This window comes from Neisseria sp. 23W00296, assembly GCF_044772855.1.
In the GTDB taxonomy this organism is placed as follows: domain Bacteria; phylum Pseudomonadota; class Gammaproteobacteria; order Burkholderiales; family Neisseriaceae; genus Neisseria.
The window spans coordinates 1,557,374-1,574,610 of sequence record NZ_CP173024.1; the positions used below are offsets into that span (position 1 = coordinate 1,557,374).

Annotated in this window: 20 protein-coding genes and 2 tRNA genes; 14 read left to right on the forward strand and 8 right to left on the reverse strand. The window is 55.5% G+C overall.

The window, feature by feature from the left end; genetic code table 11:
* Window positions 1–92: 92 nt before the first annotated feature.
* The 3 genes from ACG2K1_RS07760 to ACG2K1_RS07770 form a co-directional block, all read right to left on the reverse strand.
* On the reverse strand, window positions 93–743 hold the full coding sequence (locus ACG2K1_RS07760; RefSeq protein WP_395428670.1) for a DUF4375 domain-containing protein: 651 nt from the start codon (window positions 741–743) through the stop codon (window positions 93–95).
* 220 nt (window positions 744–963) lie between these two features.
* Window positions 964–1,251 (reverse strand): ribosome assembly RNA-binding protein YhbY, encoded by a 288-nt coding sequence (gene yhbY / locus ACG2K1_RS07765; RefSeq protein WP_395428671.1) that lies wholly within the window; start codon window positions 1,249–1,251, stop codon window positions 964–966.
* Between the two features lie 239 nt (window positions 1,252–1,490).
* Window positions 1,491–2,171 carry an IS1595 family transposase gene (locus tag ACG2K1_RS07770; RefSeq protein WP_402838290.1) on the reverse strand — a complete coding sequence of 227 codons (681 nt, stop codon included), beginning with the start codon at window positions 2,169–2,171 and terminating at the stop codon, window positions 1,491–1,493.
* Window positions 2,172–2,192: 21 nt separating this feature from the next.
* Between ACG2K1_RS07770 and ACG2K1_RS07775 the strand changes: the two genes are divergently transcribed.
* From ACG2K1_RS07775 to ACG2K1_RS07820, 10 genes are all read left to right on the forward strand, one after another.
* Window positions 2,193–2,939, forward strand: a complete 747-nt coding sequence (locus tag ACG2K1_RS07775; RefSeq protein WP_395429427.1) for a deaminase domain-containing protein — start codon at window positions 2,193–2,195, stop codon at window positions 2,937–2,939.
* Window positions 2,936–3,184, forward strand: a complete 249-nt coding sequence (locus ACG2K1_RS07780) for a hypothetical protein (protein ID WP_395429428.1) — start codon at window positions 2,936–2,938, stop codon at window positions 3,182–3,184. The genes ACG2K1_RS07775 and ACG2K1_RS07780 overlap by 4 nt, the downstream gene beginning before the upstream one ends.
* Before the next feature lie 60 nt (window positions 3,185–3,244).
* Window positions 3,245–4,156, forward strand: a complete 912-nt coding sequence (locus ACG2K1_RS07785) for a hypothetical protein (RefSeq protein ID WP_395429429.1) — start codon at window positions 3,245–3,247, stop codon at window positions 4,154–4,156.
* A 20-nt stretch (window positions 4,157–4,176) separates the two neighbouring features.
* Entirely contained in the window at window positions 4,177–4,440 is a 264-nt protein-coding gene (locus ACG2K1_RS07790) for a hypothetical protein (RefSeq protein WP_395429430.1), read from the forward strand.
* Window positions 4,441–4,446: 6 nt separating this feature from the next.
* Window positions 4,447–5,403 (forward strand): Imm49 family immunity protein, encoded by a 957-nt coding sequence (locus tag ACG2K1_RS07795; protein WP_395429431.1) that lies wholly within the window; start codon window positions 4,447–4,449, stop codon window positions 5,401–5,403.
* Window positions 5,404–5,510: 107 nt separating this feature from the next.
* On the forward strand, window positions 5,511–5,768 hold the full coding sequence (locus tag ACG2K1_RS07800; protein ID WP_395429432.1) for an ESPR domain-containing protein: 258 nt from the start codon (window positions 5,511–5,513) through the stop codon (window positions 5,766–5,768).
* Between the two features lie 172 nt (window positions 5,769–5,940).
* Window positions 5,941–6,561 carry an RlmE family RNA methyltransferase gene (locus ACG2K1_RS07805; RefSeq protein WP_009426027.1) on the forward strand — a complete coding sequence of 207 codons (621 nt, stop codon included), beginning with the start codon at window positions 5,941–5,943 and terminating at the stop codon, window positions 6,559–6,561.
* Between the two features lie 139 nt (window positions 6,562–6,700).
* Window positions 6,701–8,605 carry an ATP-dependent zinc metalloprotease FtsH gene (gene ftsH / locus ACG2K1_RS07810; protein WP_395429452.1) on the forward strand — a complete coding sequence of 635 codons (1,905 nt, stop codon included), beginning with the start codon at window positions 6,701–6,703 and terminating at the stop codon, window positions 8,603–8,605.
* Window positions 8,606–8,927: 322 nt separating this feature from the next.
* On the forward strand, window positions 8,928–10,490 hold the full coding sequence (locus tag ACG2K1_RS07815; RefSeq protein ID WP_395429433.1) for a TerC family protein: 1,563 nt from the start codon (window positions 8,928–8,930) through the stop codon (window positions 10,488–10,490).
* A 180-nt stretch (window positions 10,491–10,670) separates the two neighbouring features.
* The gene (locus ACG2K1_RS07820) at window positions 10,671–10,793 is read left to right on the forward strand and encodes a hypothetical protein (RefSeq protein WP_395429434.1); all 123 of its coding nucleotides are present in this window, start codon (window positions 10,671–10,673) and stop codon (window positions 10,791–10,793) included.
* A 217-nt stretch (window positions 10,794–11,010) separates the two neighbouring features.
* On the opposite strand, the gene ACG2K1_RS07825 is transcribed toward ACG2K1_RS07820, so the two are convergent.
* Window positions 11,011–11,853, reverse strand: a complete 843-nt coding sequence (locus ACG2K1_RS07825) for a neutral zinc metallopeptidase (protein WP_395429435.1) — start codon at window positions 11,851–11,853, stop codon at window positions 11,011–11,013.
* A gap of 229 nt (window positions 11,854–12,082) precedes the next feature.
* Window positions 12,083–12,475, reverse strand: coding sequence for an RNA-binding S4 domain-containing protein (locus ACG2K1_RS07830; protein WP_009426022.1), 393 nt, complete (start codon window positions 12,473–12,475; stop codon window positions 12,083–12,085).
* A gap of 197 nt (window positions 12,476–12,672) precedes the next feature.
* On the opposite strand from ACG2K1_RS07830, the gene ACG2K1_RS07835 reads away from it, so the two are divergent.
* From ACG2K1_RS07835 to ACG2K1_RS07845, 3 genes are all read left to right on the forward strand, one after another.
* A complete protein-coding gene (locus ACG2K1_RS07835; RefSeq protein WP_395429436.1) occupies window positions 12,673–13,632 on the forward strand; it encodes an acetyl-CoA carboxylase carboxyltransferase subunit alpha in 960 nt (319 codons plus the stop codon).
* Between the two features lie 212 nt (window positions 13,633–13,844).
* Complete coding sequence (locus ACG2K1_RS07840) at window positions 13,845–14,231, forward strand: hypothetical protein (protein ID WP_009426019.1); 387 nt, start codon at window positions 13,845–13,847, stop codon at window positions 14,229–14,231.
* Window positions 14,225–14,644: a hypothetical protein gene (locus ACG2K1_RS07845; RefSeq protein WP_395429437.1), complete on the forward strand. Its 420-nt coding sequence runs from the start codon at window positions 14,225–14,227 to the stop codon at window positions 14,642–14,644. The genes ACG2K1_RS07840 and ACG2K1_RS07845 overlap by 7 nt, the downstream gene beginning before the upstream one ends.
* A 224-nt stretch (window positions 14,645–14,868) precedes the next feature.
* Here ACG2K1_RS07845 and ACG2K1_RS07850 read toward each other — a convergent pair.
* Both ACG2K1_RS07850 and ACG2K1_RS07855 read right to left on the reverse strand, forming a co-directional pair.
* Window positions 14,869–14,943 (reverse strand) — tRNA-Glu (locus tag ACG2K1_RS07850).
* Between the two features lie 10 nt (window positions 14,944–14,953).
* Window positions 14,954–15,030: transfer RNA gene (locus tag ACG2K1_RS07855), tRNA-Arg, on the reverse strand.
* 113 nt (window positions 15,031–15,143) lie between these two features.
* On the opposite strand from ACG2K1_RS07855, the gene ACG2K1_RS07860 reads away from it, so the two are divergent.
* The gene (locus ACG2K1_RS07860; protein WP_395429438.1) at window positions 15,144–16,529 is read left to right on the forward strand and encodes an exonuclease domain-containing protein; all 1,386 of its coding nucleotides are present in this window, start codon (window positions 15,144–15,146) and stop codon (window positions 16,527–16,529) included.
* Window positions 16,530–16,659: 130 nt separating this feature from the next.
* Here ACG2K1_RS07860 and ACG2K1_RS07865 read toward each other — a convergent pair whose 3' ends face one another.
* Window positions 16,660–17,133 carry a DUF4124 domain-containing protein gene (locus ACG2K1_RS07865; RefSeq protein ID WP_009426016.1) on the reverse strand — a complete coding sequence of 158 codons (474 nt, stop codon included), beginning with the start codon at window positions 17,131–17,133 and terminating at the stop codon, window positions 16,660–16,662.
* Window positions 17,134–17,237: the final 104 nt, after the last annotated feature.

The following is a 17,237-nucleotide window of genomic DNA, read 5'->3' on the forward strand; positions in this document are numbered from 1 at the left end:
AAAGGGCTTTCAGACGGCCTTTGTTTAGGGTGTATTGACAATCAACGTTGCAGCGGTGTTTTTGCCTGCCGCGTGTCAACACACCCTAGGTCTCAGCCGACAAACGCCTGCGGGTTGGCGCGGATAAAGCGCATCAGCAGCTGGTCGAGCGCCTGGCAGTTTTCCAACAGATAAAACTCGTCGTCGAATTTTTCCAGCGGGTTGTCGCGGTAGGAGTCGCAAAAGGCTTCCAGCGAACCGTCCTGCCGCTCGGCGAGGCGTTCGTTTTCGTAGCAGGCGTTGGCGCGACGCACGAGGTCGGCGTATTTCGGCGCGCCGACGAGTTCGCAGGCTTCGGGCAGATAGGCCGCCGCTTCGGCTTCGGTGTTGTAGTAATACTGGTTGAAGCCGCCGTTGTCCACTTCGCCCGCCAATATATAGAGGGCATACACGGCGCGGCGCTCGGGGCTGAGGGTTTTCAGGTATTCCTCTTCCGGAAGTCCGACGGGCGCCTGCGCGGCGAGAGTGTCGAACACGGTGAGCACCAGCTCCTCGTCGGGCGTTTGCGCGAGGATGTCGGCGGTGAGTTTTTCGTGGATAACGCGCTTATCGAAGGCTTCGAACATTTCGGCCACTTCGGCAAAAAGCTGCTGCGACTCGCGCTTGAACTCGGCGCGCTCTTCTTCGCTCATCTGCGCGAGCATCTGCTGGAAATCTTCGTCGTCAAAGCCGTTAAACAGGCTGCTCAAATCATTGTTTTTCATGGTGTAGTTCCTGCTTGGAGGCTGTCTGAAACGTTTTCAGACGGCCTTTTGTTTTGCATAGGACGTGTTGTCATTCAACTCTTGCAGCGGATTTTTCAGCATAAAACGGCAGATGCAAGGCGAAAATGCGAACCTATGTGCCCATAGACGGGTATTTTCAACGCGGCAGATGCCGTTTTAGGACGGGAAAGCCGCCAAAATGTTGATTGGCCAATACGTCCTACTGTTCTTCGTCCTGTTTCTCACGCCACAGCACCAGCAACTTACCGATATGCTGCACCAAAAACGCACCCGTCGCCCCGCACAGGGCTTCGGCCACGGCCACGCGCTCGGCTCTGTCGTCGCCCGCCACACGCACTTTAATCAGTTCGTGTGCCGCCAGCGCGGCATCGGTTTCTTTAATCACGGCCTCGGTCAGACCGTGCTGACCAATCATCACCACGGGATGGAGATGATGGGCGCGGGCTTTGAGTGCCAGAATCTGTTTGGTGTCGGGTGCGTCGCTCATAAGTGTGCTGCCTGTCGGAAAAAAAGTGGCATTTTACTCGAAAGCTCAAGCAGCGTCATGCCGGGCAAGCCGTTAAGATATGGGAAACCCCAGAGTGTGTTGACAATCAACACGCCCTAGGGGTGTTGACATTCAAGCCAGCCTTAAAACCGTAGCAGCCAGATAAATGTTGGCAGCAAAAGATTCATCCGTCTTTTCACAACGCATCGCAATCTTTTTAGGGGCTTAGGAAGCAAAAATCATTTCAAAGGATCTTTTCGCAGCATTTTCAGCAGCACTTTGTACAAATCATCATGCCTGTGATTAAAGCGGAATTCGGTTTCTTTCAAGTGCAGGTAAAACGTATGTCGTGCTACGCCGTGAAATTGTATCAGACGGTGTTTTGCATAACTCCAAAACGACTCGATACCGTTGATATGCTGCGCTCCTCGGGCAAATTCATTCTGCCCGTGACGCACCCTGAAATGCTTTGCAAAACCCATATCAACCAAGCCGTGATAACCACGCCGGCCATCAGTATTGATAACACTCTCAACAGAAATGTGCCCGCGTATTACCTTTTGCAGTGTGGCTTTGGACGCATCAGGAACGATTTCCGTATAGACCTTGTTGCCCCGTTTGAGTACGCCGAAAACGACGGTTTTGCCACCGGCACCGCGCCCGCGTTTACCACGGATGCGCTTTGCGCCAAAGTAAGATTCGTCAAGTTCCACAACGCCGTCAAAAGGGGTTTGCTGCTCGCTTTCGACAGCCAAACGCCGGCGCAATTTCAGAAAGGGCGTGTTGATGCTTCGGACGCTGATACCGGTTAGCCCGGCAGTATCGGAGGCGGTCAAATCCAAAGCAAACAGCCGCAGGATTTGACGAAATTGCGGTTCGGAAATTTTGCTGAACTTTTGATACTTGTTTTTTAATTTTATTTCAGAAACTTATCACTGTTTTTGGCGATTTTGCTTCCTAAGCCCCTTAGAGTTTATTTAGAAAACAAACAAGGAAAAGAACTAAGTGATGCAGAGACGGAATTTTTTGCCATACTTTATGCAACAAATGAAACTTTATTTCCAACTAATGCAATAGAATTTATTCCTGCGTCAAAGCCAATTGTAAAATACTTAGTAAAAATTAAGCAGGCTGCAAAAAAACTTAATCGTGTTGACCTAATAAAACAATTAAATAGAGAACTCTCAAAGTCTGTTGATAAATATGTTCCTCCAACAGCTTTAAAACCAATTCCATCATTAATAAGTAAAATAGGTGGCCCTTCGACTGAAGAAATAGCAAAAGCAGCAGCTAAACTTGCAGAGTATCGCACAAAATTTAAGATAAGAGGAGGAAATTTAAGTTATTTAGAAGGAATAATAAATGGTAGGTCAGTAAATGCAAATAAAATATGGAGGAGTTCGTCTTTAGATAGAGTTACAAATGAACCTAAAATATTTACCGCGACAGAAGTTAAAGGAAAAAATGGTAATGCTTGGCTACGCCATACAGATAGTGAATACAGAATGTTAAATGATCTTGCTTATAAATTAGGTGGAAAACCGGGCCATGTTTATCACCAAGTATACGGACATTTAACTATTGTTTCTGAATATCCTTATTGCACATCATGCACTCATGTAATACAGCAATTCCAAACAATGTTCCCAAATCTAAGATTAACATTAATTAATGGAGTTAAGAAATGATTAATAAAAAATTAGAGTTTAAAGTTTTAGTTATGGATTTAGATATACTAGAAAAAGCAGTAGAAATGTATAACTTGGATCCTACATCCAATGTGAAATTTCAAATAATTAATGAAATTGAAGATTCACTAAACTCCGCAACAATTCAATCTGATAAATACAATATTGAAGAAGTATTTAGATTGGGATATAGATTGGCAGATCTTGAAAATTACTTACAGAATAAAGGAGAATTTTATTGGTAAATTTTTCTTTACTGACAGCATTAATATTTTAGAACCGTCTCGATTCTCCACGCGAGACCCTTGCAAACCATCGCCTACTTTATGCTCGGCGCCGCCTTAGCCTACGCCAACGGCGCCGACCCGCTTGCCGGCGGCAGCGCTGCTGTTGCTGCCGAACGCGCAGCCGGCTACCTAGCCAAGCAATACGACGACGGCCATACCGCGATTGACCCGACAACGGGGAAATTCAATCCCAACCTGTTACCCGAGCACATCAAAGAAGAGATCAAAGCGCAGACCGGGGCGATTGCTTCGGTGGTGGGTGCGGCGGGCGGCAGTCTGAACGGCACAAACGGCGGCAACGGAGCGTTGTTTGATGCGCAGGTTGCCGGAACGGTCGGGCAGAATGCGGTAGAGAATAATGCTGCAGGGAATAATACTTCTGCTGTTACGCGGATGCAGAGTAGAGCCGCAACATTAGAAAACTCAGTCTATGCAATGGATTTTTTTGGTCTCCTTTGGGGAAATGTCCCAGCTATTGCTGCCGAAGCCCAAAAAGTATCCAGAGCAAGGATGGATCATTGGAATGAAGAAGCCCGCAAATACCTGCTTAAAGAACATGGTATCAATGTTCCATTGATAGAAGTAATGGAAAATGTCAATGGAGTGGGGATCATACGTCAAGATACCGAACGAAATTATAAAAATCTTCGGGCAGAACTAGATAAAGTTAACAGACTCAAAAATATCCCACCCCCAACTACTGCAACCCCTACTAATCGAGGCCGTATAGGCAGCAAACTCATTGGAAACGGGATTTCATTAGATGCACCCAAATCACAGCAAAAAAATGTGGATAAGATCAAGCAAGGTTTGGATAAAGACGGAAAGCTGACCGAGCAAGTGGTTAACGCTTGGGCAAAAGAAATGGGCTGGCGGGTCGTTCCCGGCGGCAAATACGGCAGCAACAACGGCTTTGCCATGTTTTTGTGACACCTAACGGACAGGTTGTTTTGGCAGACAGCAAACAGATCGTGAAAAATGCCATGCATCTGATCCCCAGTGCGGCAGGCGGGCATATGCAAATGAGCAATAATTGGGTAAGAACCGTTATTGGTAAATTGCCAAAAAATGACCCGACTATTCCTGTCTTAGAAAAAGCAATGGGTAATCAGACATTGCATAGAACCGTGATGGGCATTGACAGAAACACAGAAAAAATTACTATTACTCCCCTATACTTTCCTCCCGCTCAAGTAAACAAACCGAAGAGGTAAACCAGCATGAGTTTTATGTGCAGTAAAAAATGGTACAACCATATCAGCAGCATCGTCATCGAATATGCCGAAGATTTTAACCAATACCTTTCGGGTAAAGGCGATCCTGATATTGCATATCATCTGTCGTATATTGACGAGCGCAAAGGCTCCCCCTTTGCAGCCATGTCGAATTTGCAACGGAGGGTGTATGCGGCCTGCGCCCACGCATTGTGGGCGGAGCGCGACCTGCCCAAATTCAAGCGCTATGCCTACCAGCTGGGCAAGCTCGAAATCTTAAGCAGTATGGGCTGGAGTTATCCCGAGCCGTTTTTCCTGTGTGCCGAAACCCCCAATGTGGCCAACCCGCTGTTTGTGATGCTGATGAGCGACAGCCCCAAAATCCGCTCCTTCCTGCTGCGCAATATCGATTTAATCAGCAACGATACCGAAGAGTTTGCCGACCGCTACGATTTGAACCGCCAGTTGAAGTACAACACCCTGCTGATGCTGGAAGGCACGCAGTTGGAACGCTTGGAACGGCGCAGCCTGAATGTGCTCGAAAACCAACAGCAAAGCAAATGGCTGCAACTGCGGTGCGAAGACTTCCTCTTCTTCCTGGCCTTCGCCCGCCAAGATCCTGCTGCTATGCGGCAGGCGCTCGATCCTTTGTTTGAAAAAAAACGCGCCCGTCAGGCAGCCAAAGAAACCCTCAGCTATTTCGATTTCTTCTTGCAGCCGCAAATCGTGATGTACGCCAAAATTGCCGCAATTCACGGCTTTGATCTGGGTATTGACCATGAAATCGCCCCCAAAGAAGCCATTGCCTATGCGCCGCTGCCTGAAGGCGAATACCAAGATCCCTTCGACTTTATGCGTACCTACGATTTGGACTTCCCCTACGAATACTTGCAAAACTGGGTGGATTACTACACCGGCCAAACAGATACTTTGGGTTTGCCGCCGCTTGCGAATGACGAATAGAGTTTAGGATTAAGTTGTTGTGTGTTTACATCGCAGGCAGCCTGCCCCCTTTCCCCGTTTTCAGACTGCCTTTCCCCACCCCCGCACACACTACGGATACCCCCGCCATGAACAAACACCGCCATAAAACCGTCTTCAACCGCACCCGCGGCATCCTGATGGCCGTAGCCGAGACTGCCATCGGGCAGGGAAAAAGTTCCGGCGAGCGCTCAAGCGGAGAAGCCGGTGGCGGTAACGGCAGCCTAACAACCCGTTCAGGCTGCCGGCTGCATTTCTCCGTCCTCGCCTTCAGCCTGCTGGCCGGTTTCGGTTCCGCCTTCCGCCTGCCCGCCGCCTACATCCAAGCCGACAAATCCGCTTTGTAAATTTCCAATACCATCAAACCCCAAAGCAACCTGAAAGAAATACGTCCTTTGAAATACTAAGGGCATCGTTTCCCAACCTATAGTTTAGTGTAAACAATGCCGTTGGTTTCCACAGTTAAGGCCGTCTGAAAATCGTGTAGAATGGCGACCTTTTGCATTTTCGGGGTTGGCGATGGCCGCGCGTTCCAAATCTTCCAAAGCATGGCTCAACGAGCATATAAACGACCACTACGTCCATCTCGCGCAAAAAGACGGCTACCGCGCCCGTGCTGCCTACAAACTTTTGGAAATCAACGAAAAAGACAAACTCATCAAGCCTGGAACGGTGTTAGCCGACTTGGGCAGCGCGCCGGGGAGCTGGTCGCAGGCTGCGGCGAAACTGGCGGGCGCGTCGGGCAAGGTGTTCGCGCTCGACATCCTGCCTATGGCAGCGGTCGAAGGCGTGTCCTTCATTCAGGGCGACTTCCGCGAAAACGACGTGCTCGCGCAATTTGAAGCCCTGCTCGGCGGCCGCGCGCTAGATCTTGTAATCTGCGATATGGCGCCCAATATGAGCGGCCACGCGGTTACCGACGCGGCAAAAAGCCTTTATCTGAACGAACTGGCCTTGGATTTCGCCCGAAACCATCTGAAAACGGGCGGAAATTTTTTGGTTAAGGTGTTTCAGGGTGCCGGTTATCAGGAATATCTGGCCGAAATGCGGCGCAGCTTCGCTTCGGTTCAGACGCGCAAGCCTGACGCTTCGCGCAACCGTTCCAGCGAAATCTACCTGTTGGGCAAGAACAAAACCTGACATTCCGCCGGAAGACGGCTCGGCCGCCTTTCTGTTTTTTACCACCGTATTTTCAATCTTTTATTTATTCTGGGAGCCCGTTTTTGTGAGGAGCATTGTAAAAAACCTGCTGATTTGGTCGGCCTTGATTATCGGACTGATGGCGGCCTTCAACGCCGTCAAAAACCAGAGGGACGAGGCGCGACAGATCGAATATTCCCAATTTGTCCGACAGGTCGACAAAGGCGAAATCGCCTCGGTAACCATCGAAGGCTCGGCACTGGCGGGCTACACGCTCAAAGGCGAGCGCACCGACAAAAGCAAATTCGTAACCAACGCGCCGATGGACTACAAACTGTCCGAACGCCTGCTGGCGAAAAACGTCCGCGTGCAGGTTACGCCCGAAGAACGCCAGAGCATGCTCGGCAGCCTGTTTTTCAGCCTGCTGCCCGTGCTGCTGCTAATCGGCGCGTGGTTTTATTTTATGCGCATGCAGACCGGCGGCGGCGGCAAAGGCGGCGCGTTCTCCTTCGGCAAAAGCCGCGCCCGCCTGCTCGACAGCGACAACAACAAAGTTACCTTCGCCGACGTGGCCGGCTGCGACGAAGCCAAGGAAGAAGTCAGCGAAATCGTCGACTACCTCAAGGCTCCCAACCGCTACCAGAGCCTCGGCGGCCGCATGCCGCGCGGCATCCTCCTGGCCGGCAGCCCCGGCACCGGCAAAACCCTGCTGGCCAAAGCCATCGCCGGCGAAGCGGGTGTGCCGTTTTTCAGCATTTCCGGTTCGGATTTCGTGGAAATGTTTGTCGGCGTGGGCGCGAGCCGCGTGCGCGACATGTTCGAGCAGGCCAAGAAAAACGCCCCCTGCATCATCTTTATCGACGAAATCGACGCCGTCGGCCGCCAGCGCGGTGCGGGCTTGGGCGGCGGCAACGACGAACGCGAGCAGACGCTCAACCAGCTTTTGGTGGAAATGGACGGCTTCGAGAGCAATCAGACTGTGATTGTGATTGCCGCCACCAACCGCCCCGACGTACTCGACCCCGCGCTGCAACGCCCCGGCCGCTTCGACCGCCAAGTGGTCGTCCCCCTGCCCGACATACGCGGCCGCGAGCAGATTCTGAACGTGCACGCCAAAAAAGTGCCGCTCGACGAATCCGTCGATTTGGTCTCGCTGGCGCGCGGCACACCCGGCTTCTCCGGCGCGGATTTGGCCAACCTGGTGAACGAAGCCGCCCTGTTTGCCGGCCGGCGCAACAAAGTCAAAGTCGACCAGAGCGATTTTGAAGACGCCAAAGACAAAATCTACATGGGCCCCGAACGCCGCAGCATGGTGATGCACGAAGACGAAAAACGCGCCACCGCCTACCACGAATCCGGCCACGCCATCGTTGCCGAAAGCCTGGAAGGCACCGACCCCGTGCACAAAGTAACCATCATGCCGCGCGGCCGCGCGCTGGGCTTAACCTGGCAGCTTCCCGAGCGCGACCGCATCAGCATGTACAAAGACCAGATGCTCAACCAAATTTCCATTCTGTTTGGCGGACGTATTGCCGAAGATTTGTTTGTCGGCCGTATTTCCACCGGCGCGTCCAACGACTTTGAGCGCGCCACGCAAATCGCCCGCGAAATGGTTACCCGCTACGGCATGAGCGACAAAATGGGCGTGATGGTGTATGCCGAAAACGAAGGCGAAGTCTTCCTCGGCCGCAGCGTTACCCGTTCGCAGCACATTTCCGAGAAAACGCAGCAGGAAGTCGATGCCGAAATCCGCCGTATTTTGGACGAGCAATACGCCATCGCCTACAAAATCCTCGACGAAAACCGCGACAAAATGGAAACCATGACCCAAGCCTTGATGGAATGGGAAACCATTGACCGCGACCAAGTGCTTGAAATCATGGAAGGCAAGCAGCCCAGCCCGCCAAAGGATTACAGCCACAATCTTCGTCAAGAAGACGAAGAAGAAACAGGCAAAGCGGGCGATTCCGAAGTGCAAAACGGCGGACAAGACAGCGCCGAAGCCGACGCTCCGCCTGCCGCCCCAAGCACGCCGGACGCCTGATAAGCGATACCGTCTCCAAACAGCCCGTACCTGCGGGCTGTTTTTCTGTTTTTATGCGGCACGCAAACGGAAGAGGCCGTCTGAAAGCAGAACCGCCGCTCCGTCGCAGCCCCGCTTTCAGACGGCCTGCCTGTTCCGCAGACCGCCCAAACCCGCGCCTCAGCTTGCATTCCGCGCCCAAGCTGCTTACACTGCGCGCTTTATTTTTCCCGCGCCGCCGGCAAACGCCGCCTGCATTCGCCCCGTCGGCGCCGCGCCTGCCCTTTTCAGACGGCCTGAACCATTCGGGCCGTCTGTTGCCTTTGCAAGGAATCGGACAACAATGGATTTAAGCTGGTTAGCCGAACCGCAAACCTGGATAGGTTTCGCCACCCTGCTGCTGCTCGAAGTGGTGCTCGGCATCGACAATCTCGTATTCGTCGCCATACTGGCGAACAAAGTCAAACCCAAGCTGCGCGACCGCGCCCGCATCACCGGCCTGTCGCTCGCCGTCCTCCTGCGCATCGTCATGCTCGCCTTTATGGCGCACATCATGACCCTCACCTCCCCCTTCATGCACCTGGGCGCCCACCCCGTTTCCGGCAAAGACCTCATCATGCTCGCCGGCGGCCTCTTCCTCCTCTACAAAGCCACCACCGAGCTGCACGAGCGCCTCGAAGGCGCCAACCACTTCGCCGTCTCCGACAGCCACAAAAAACACTCGCCCTTCTGGGGCGTCGTCGCGCAAATCCTCATCCTCGACGCCGTTTTCTCCATCGACTCCGTCATCACCGCCGTTGCCATGGTCGAACACATCGTCATCGCCATGGCCGCCGTCGTCGTCGCCATGGCCGCCATGATGTGGGCGAGCAAAGCGCTTACCGAATTTGTCGACCGCCATCCCACCGTCGTCATGCTCTGCCTCGGTTTTCTGCTGATGATAGGCTTCAGCCTCATCGCCGAAGCCTTCCACTTCCAAATCCCCAAAGGCTACCTCTACGCCGCCATCGGCTTTTCCGTCCTCATCGAAATCTTCAACCAGATTTCGCAGAAAAACACCAAGAAAAACGACTACGCCGGCAGCTCCTGGCGCCAGCGCACCGCCGAAAACGTGTTGGGCATGATGGGCATCCGCGAAAGCATACTGGCGGGCGGCGAAGGCGGCAGCGAAGACAGCGAACACTTTGAAGAAAACGAAAAATCCATGATACGCAGCGTGCTCACCCTCGCTGAGCGCCCCATCCCCGGCGTGATGATTCCCCGCCGCGACATCGAGCGTCTCGACATCTCGCAAAGCAAGGAAGAGCAGCGCCAAACCCTACAAACCACGCCCTACTCCCGCCTGCTCGTCGTCGGCAAAGCGGGCGTCGACGAACCTTTGGGCTACATCAACAAAAAAGACCTGCTCGCCCAACTGCTCGACACGGGCGAGCTCAACATTCAGGCGGCCTTGCGCCAGCCGCTCGTCCTGCCCGACAGCACCACCGCCCTCAACGCCATCGAACTCTTCCGCAACAGCAGCGCCGACTACGCCCTAGTCGTCGACGAATTCGGCGCCGTGCTCGGCATGGTCACCATGAAAGACCTGCTCGAAACCATCGCCGGCGAATTTCCCGAAGAATTCGAACGCGAAGAAGACGCCGTTATCCAAGCTGACGGCCAAACCGACAGCTTCACTGTCGACGGCAGCCTTGAATACGTCGAACTTGCCCCCCAGCTCAACCTGCCGCCGCCCGAAGAAGACGCCCCCTTCCACACCGTCGCCGGCCTGATTATGGAAGAGCTGGAAAACCTGCCCGAAGTCGGCGAAAGCACCGACTACCACGGCTGGCGCTTCACCGTATTGGAAAAAGAAGGCCAACGCATCGAGCGCGTGCAAATCAGCCGCATCCCCGACGAAGAATAAAAACGCAAAGCCTGAGGCCGTCTGAAAATTTCAGACGGCCTCAGGCTTTGTATATAGAGGAACAACACAAGAAACTACGGTGTTGATTCGCCTCAGATTTTTGTGTTAGCTCACTATAAAACAAGCGCCGCTTCCATTCCCGTACAGCGGGAATGACGCCGACCGGACAAATCCGGCATTTTGCAAAAACTTTACAAACAGAACACCTCCACATCCCGCACGACACAAGAAGGCCGTCTGAAAGCACAGCTTGGCTGCAACCCAAGCCGCCATACGCTTTCAGACGGCCTCAAAATCCCTTAGCCGTCAAACAGAATTTCCACCGCCCTCCTTTACAGAACACAAACGCAGAAACCGCGCTGCCCGGGCGGTTCGGCCGCCAGCAAAGGCTGCCCCGCCGCTTTGCGGACGATTTACAAAACCTCAGGCCGTCTGAATGTGCCAAGCACAAAAAGGCCGCCTGAAAAAGCCCGCCCGCAAACGCAGACAGTTTTTTCAGACGGCCTGATCCTATTGCCCGTCAGCCCGCTTCAAACGTGTTGCACTGATTGATGTCGCCGCTTTCCAGCCCGCGTTTGAGCCAGTACATGCGCTGCTCGGATGTGCCGTGGGTGAAGCTGTCGGGCACGGCATAGCCCCTGCTGCGCTTTTGCAGGGTGTCGTCGCCGACGGCCGCTGCGGCGTTCATCGCCTCTTCGATGTCGCCCGCTTCGAGCAGGTTTTGCCGCTGCGCGTATTTCGCCCATACGCCCGCGAAGCAGTCGGCCTGCAATTCGAGTTTCACCGACAAGCGGTTGGCTTCGGCCTTGCCCGCCTGCTGCTGCATTTGGTGTACCTGCGGCAGGATGCCGAGCAGGTTCTGCACGTGGTGGCCGACTTCGTGGGCGATCACATAGCCGAAGGCCGTGTCGCCCGCCGCGCCGAGTTTGCTGCGCATTTCTTCGTAAAACGACAAATCGAGATAGACTTTTTTGTCGGCCGGGCAATAGAAAGGCCCCATCGCCGCCTGCCCCGTGCCGCAGGCCGTGCGCGTGCCGCCGGTGTAGAACACAAGGGTGGTCGGGCTGTATTTGGCGTTTTGCCGCGCGAAATATTCGCTCCAGGTTTTTTCCGTATCGGCCAACACCACGGCCGACAATTCGGCCAGTTGCGCTTCTTCCTGGCTGCTGACGCGCGTCTGCTGCGTGCTGCCGACGCTCAGTTGTGGCGAGCCGCCGACGATGCCCGATAAATCGACGCCGTAATACGCGCCGACGAGGACGACAATCAGGCCGACGATGCCCATGCCGCCCCCGCCTCCGCCGCCGCTTTGCCCGCGACGGTCTTCGATATTGCTGCTTTGTTCTCTGCCTTGCCAGCGCATGATGTGGTTTCCTTTATTTGAGATGTGGAGAGTGTTTTTAAACTTCGTTGAAACTTTGCTTTCAGACGGCCTCTGCGTTTTTACGCCTGAAAATATGCGGATACCGTCATTCCCGCGCAGGCGGGAATCTTGTTTCGGATAAGGCCTCAAACCGTTTTTCAAAAATTGTCGGATATCGACCAAGATTCCCGCCTGCGCGGGAATGACGCCGGTTGTTTTTTCAGACGGCCTACCATTCCCCGCGTTTGAGTTTTTCGATTTGGCGGCGGTCGCGCTTGGTCGGCCGCCCTTCGGGATAGGCCGTGCTGATGCGCGAGGCCTGGTCGAGAAGCTTCTGCGCTTCGCGTTCGGCCGCCACTTTTTCGTCTTCGCGGTAGAGCAGGCGCGCTTCGGACGCGGGGCGGCGCTGGTGGTTGAGGGCGAGCACGGTGATTTCGTAGGGCAGCGAATTGAGCGTCAGGCGGATAACGTCGCCCGCCGCAATGTTTTTGCTGTTTTTCACCTTCGCGCCGTTTACCAAAACGCGCCCCAGCTCGATATGCTTCTGCGCCAGCGCGCGGGTTTTGAAAAAGCGCGCCGCCCACAGCCATTTGTCCAAACGCATCGCGGTTTCCGCCACCATTTCCGTCCCTTTCCTACCTGCTGCAAAAGGCGGCAGTTTAACACGGCAGATGCGTCAGAATAAAAACTCTAAGGGGATGAAATAGCGCTTGCCCGCCTACCGTTTATCGCGTAAATTGCGCGCCTTGTTTCGCAAAAGCGCGCCATCCGCGTATGATATTGCGCGAAAACCCGATTAAAAAGTGAGAACGTCCGAATATGAAACCCGTCTTTCTTGACTTCGAGCAGCCCATTGCCGAACTGACCAAAAAAATCGAAGAATTACGTTTCGTCCAAGGCGAATCCGCCGTAGACATCAGCGACGAAATCGAACGTTTGCAGAAAAAAAGCAGCGATCTGACCAAATCCATCTACGCCAAACTCACCCCCGCACAGGTCTCGCAGGTTTCCCGCCACCCGCAGCGCCCCTACACCCTCGACTACATCACCGCCCTGTGCACCGACTTCCAAGAGCTGCACGGCGACCGTCATTTTGCCGACGACTACGCCATCGTCGGCGGCCTGGCGCGTTTTAACGGCCAAAGCGTCGTCGTTATCGGCCACCAGAAAGGCCGCGACACCAAAGAAAAAATCCGCCGCAACTTCGGCATGCCGCGCCCCGAAGGCTACCGCAAAGCCCTGCGCCTGATGCGTCTGGCCGAAAAATTCCGCCTGCCCGTGCTCACCTTCGTCGACACCCCCGGCGCCTATCCCGGCATCGGCGCGGAAGAGCGCAACCAGTCCGAAGCCATCGGCCGCAACCTCTACGAACTGACCAAGCTCAAAACCCCCGTTATCTGCACCATCATCGGCGAAGGCGGCTCGGGCGGCGCGCTGGCGATTGCCGTCGGCGACTATGTCAACATGCTGCAATATTCCACCTATTCCGTGATTTCCCCCGAAGGCTGCGCTTCGATTCTGTGGAAAACCGCCGAAAAAGCCGCCGATGCCGCCGCCGCGCTGGGCATCACCGCCGACCGCCTGCTCAAACTCGGCCTGATCGACAAAGTGATCGACGAACCGCTGGGCGGCGCACACCGCAACTACGGCGAACTGATGAACAACGTGCGCGAAGTGCTCACTGACCAGCTCCGCGCCGCGCAGGACATGCCGCAGGCCGACCTGCTCGAACGCCGCTTCGGCCGCATCATGGCCTACGGCCGGTTCGTCGAAAAATAAACACATGGCAAAGGCCGTCTGAAAGCGTTTTTCAGACGGCCTTTTTCGTTTTACCGTTAAAAAACTTTCCGCAAACACCCTATCCCCCATCCTGCCCCGCCTTTGCAGCGGGCAGCAGCGCGGGCAAAACCAAACATTGAGGCCGTCTGAAAACGGATTTTTCCCAAGCCGAAACCGCGCTTTCAGACGGCCTCAAACAGACAAAACAGCAAATGAAGAAAAAGAAAACCGGCAAACAATACCTCGGCCTGCTGCTTGTCTGCCTCAACGAAGGCTGCGACGACACCCTGCCCGACTACGGCGGCCTGGACCTTACCAACCGCAGCAGCATCCGCAGCATGGTTGCCGATTACATCGCCCCGCATTACCGCAGCTTGACCCCGTCCGAACAATTCCGCGTCAAAGAAAGCCTGCGCTACGGACTGAACTTCTGGCCGGAAAGCGACTTGGCGGACGCGTTTCCCTACGAATCCGTCGTTGCCGTCCCGCCGCAGATGCCCGTCCGCGAACTCTTCCGGCAAATCTGGTACGACCTGTTCGACGGCGAAGAACCGCTGGTTGGGAACCCCGAAGACTACGAAGAAATCCCGCCGTGTTAAACACCACCACGCACGAAACCCCCGCCGTCTTCATCAGCGGCGACAAGGACGGGCGCAGAATCGAATTTGCCGCCGATGCCGCCGCCTCCGCCGCACTTGCCCGACTGATGGCGCAAAACCGCAGCATCCGCCTGCCGCTGCCCGCCGACCCCGATGCCGCCCTGCCGCGCCCGTTTGCCTTTTTGCAACTGATCTGCGCCGATGCAAGCGGCGGGCTGCTGTCTGTCGGCATCAGCGACTCAGGCGACACCATCTGCCTCACCGGCGATGCCGCCTACGCCAAACTCATTGCCGCCTTGGAATATTTTTTCGACAGCGGCGCACAGGCGGGCGACCATTTCCATCTTGATGCCGCCGCACGCGACAGCCTGCTCCACTCCGCCGCCCCGGCATTGGTATTCGTCTGCCTGTAGGGCAGCACTGAGGCCGTCTGAAAACAGCCGCCAAAACCGATAACGCGCAACCCGGATACCGTCCGAACAAAGGAATCAAATAAACCAAACCGCAGGCGATCCGCCATATCACAGGCCGTCTGAAAGCCTTTTCGGTTTTCAGACGGCCTCTGCCAAAGCAAACGGCGCGCTTGCCGGACAACAAAAAGAAAGCCCTGCAATTTCTTGCAGGGCTTTCGGAATGCTGGCACGCCCACGGGGAATCGAACCCCGGTTACCGCCGTGAAAGGGCGATGTCCTAACCGCTAGACGATGGGCGCGTAGTTTTTCTGGCGCACCCGGAGCGATTCGAACGCCCGACCCTCTGGTTCGTAGCCAGATACTCTATCCAACTGAGCTACGGGTGCGAGAAAGATGCGGATTATATGGGCCGGCATTAGGGCTGTCAAGCATTCTTGCTGAAAATTTTCCGCCACGGCGGTAAAATACCGCCTTTTTCTTGAACGGTAACGGAATTTTAATGACGGATTCTTTGCGCTGGCGCGCTTTGGCAGAGTTTTTGACGGCATTCGGGCGGCCTGCGGTGGTGATCGATTTGGAAACCACGGGCGGCAATCCCGACAGCGACCGCGTCACCGAAATCGCCCTGCTGCGTTTCGACGACGGCGGCGTGACGCGCTATACGCATCTGGTCAATCCGCAGCGCGGCATCCCCGCCTTTATCGCCGCGCTGACGGGCATCGACGACGGTATGGTGGCCGGCGCGCCGCCGTTTGCCGCGCTGGCAGGCGAACTCTTGCTGCTACTGCGCGGCTGCGTGCTGCTGGCGCACAACAGCAAATTCGACTACACCTTTCTGCGCCGCGAGTTCGCCCGCTGCGGCCTGCATTTTGCCGTGCCGACGCTGTGCACGGTGCAGCTTTCGCGCCGCCTCTACCCGCAGTTTTTCAAGCACAGCCTCGAGAGCATCATCGAGCGCCACGGCATTGCCGCCGCGCCGCGCCACCGCGCGATGAGCGACGTGCTGGCGCTGGCAGACTATTTGGAAACCGCAGCAGCGGATTTGGGACGGGAAACGCTGGCGCAGCAGGCCGGCAAGCTGCTGCGTCCCCGTCTGCCGCCGGCCGGTTTGTCCGATGCGCTGGAGCGGCAGCTTGACGCTTTGTCCGACGGCCACGGCGTGCTGCTGTGGCTTGATGCGTCAGGCAAGCCGCTGCATCTGGCGGCGCACCGGCAGACGTTTTCCGAAGCGTCAGAGCTGCTGCACAAACAGAAACCTTTGCGCGCGGCGGCGGAAATCCGTTTCCTGCCCGCAGCAGGCGCGCTGCACGCGCTGATGCTGAAAGCGCAAACAGCGGCGGAATACGGTTTCAGGCCGTCTGAAAACGCGGCGGATCAGGAATATCTGACCGTGCGGCTGCGCAGCAATGAGCGCGGGCATTTGCAGGCAAGGCTGGTGCGGCTTTCAGACGGCCTGTCGGCAGAAAAGCCCAACGGCCTGTTCCTGCACAAGAAAGCGGCAAAACGGGCGCTGGACACATGGGCGCGCGAGCAGGGTTTGTGCCCCGCGCTGCTCGATATTCTGCCGCCTACCTTCGCCAAAAACGCGCCCTGCCCTGTGGCCGCTTGCGGCGGCTGCGGCGGCGAATGCGCGTCTTCAGACGGCCTGAATGCGCACAACCGCAAAACGGCCGATGCTGCGGCTCTGCTGCCGGTGGCGGACTGGGGCAAGGCGCACACGCTGGAAATCACGGAAACGGACGAGGCGCTGGGTAGCCTGTCGTTTTCCTGCTCGGGCGGCGCGCTGCTGATGCCCGACGGGCTGTGGTATTTCGACCGTTCGCTGCCTGCGGTGCTGAAAGAAAAGCTGCGTAAGGAGCGGCATACGGTTAAGGTGCTGGCTTAGGCGGCGCGGTGCTTTTGGCGAAAGCCGCTTGGCAAGGCGGGGGCATCGGCTGCGAAACCGGCTGTATCAGCCACAACAAAAGGCCGTCTGAAAAATATTTTCAGACGGCCTTCAAGCGGATACGGCTGGTTTATTTGCAGTATTTGGAAACGTCTTGGTTGAAGCGTTCGATCAGCGCTTCGCGTTTGTCGGTACGGGCGCTTTGCGCGTAGGACAGGTTCATCTGCGCGGTTTTGCAGTTGGCCTCGGCGGTCTGTTTGTTCTGCTCTTCGATTTCTTTGTTGCGTTTTTCCGCTTCTTTGTTCTGCTCGGCCAGCTTGGCGTTCAGCGCACTCTGCTGGTCGGCCAGCGACGGCGCGGCGTTGGGATCGCCCACTGTGGTGACGGAGGCGGGCTGCGTGGTGGCGCTGGCAGGCGGGGTGACTTTGTGGGTGCGGATGTTGATGATGGTGGACTGGGTGGGTTTGAGGCCGCGCGGCACGTCGGAATAGACGTTGCCTTTGCCGTCTTTCCAGCGGTATACCTCAGAACCAGCCGCATACAAACTGCCGGACACCAGCAGGCCGCCCAAAACCAATGCTTTTGCAATACGGGTAATGTGCATCGTTCAACTCTCTTCTATGTTCGTTATTCGGAATGGCGCGGATTGTACCGCATTTATCCCTATGCCGTCATGTTATCGCCCGTTTTGCCGCCAAACTGTTTGGG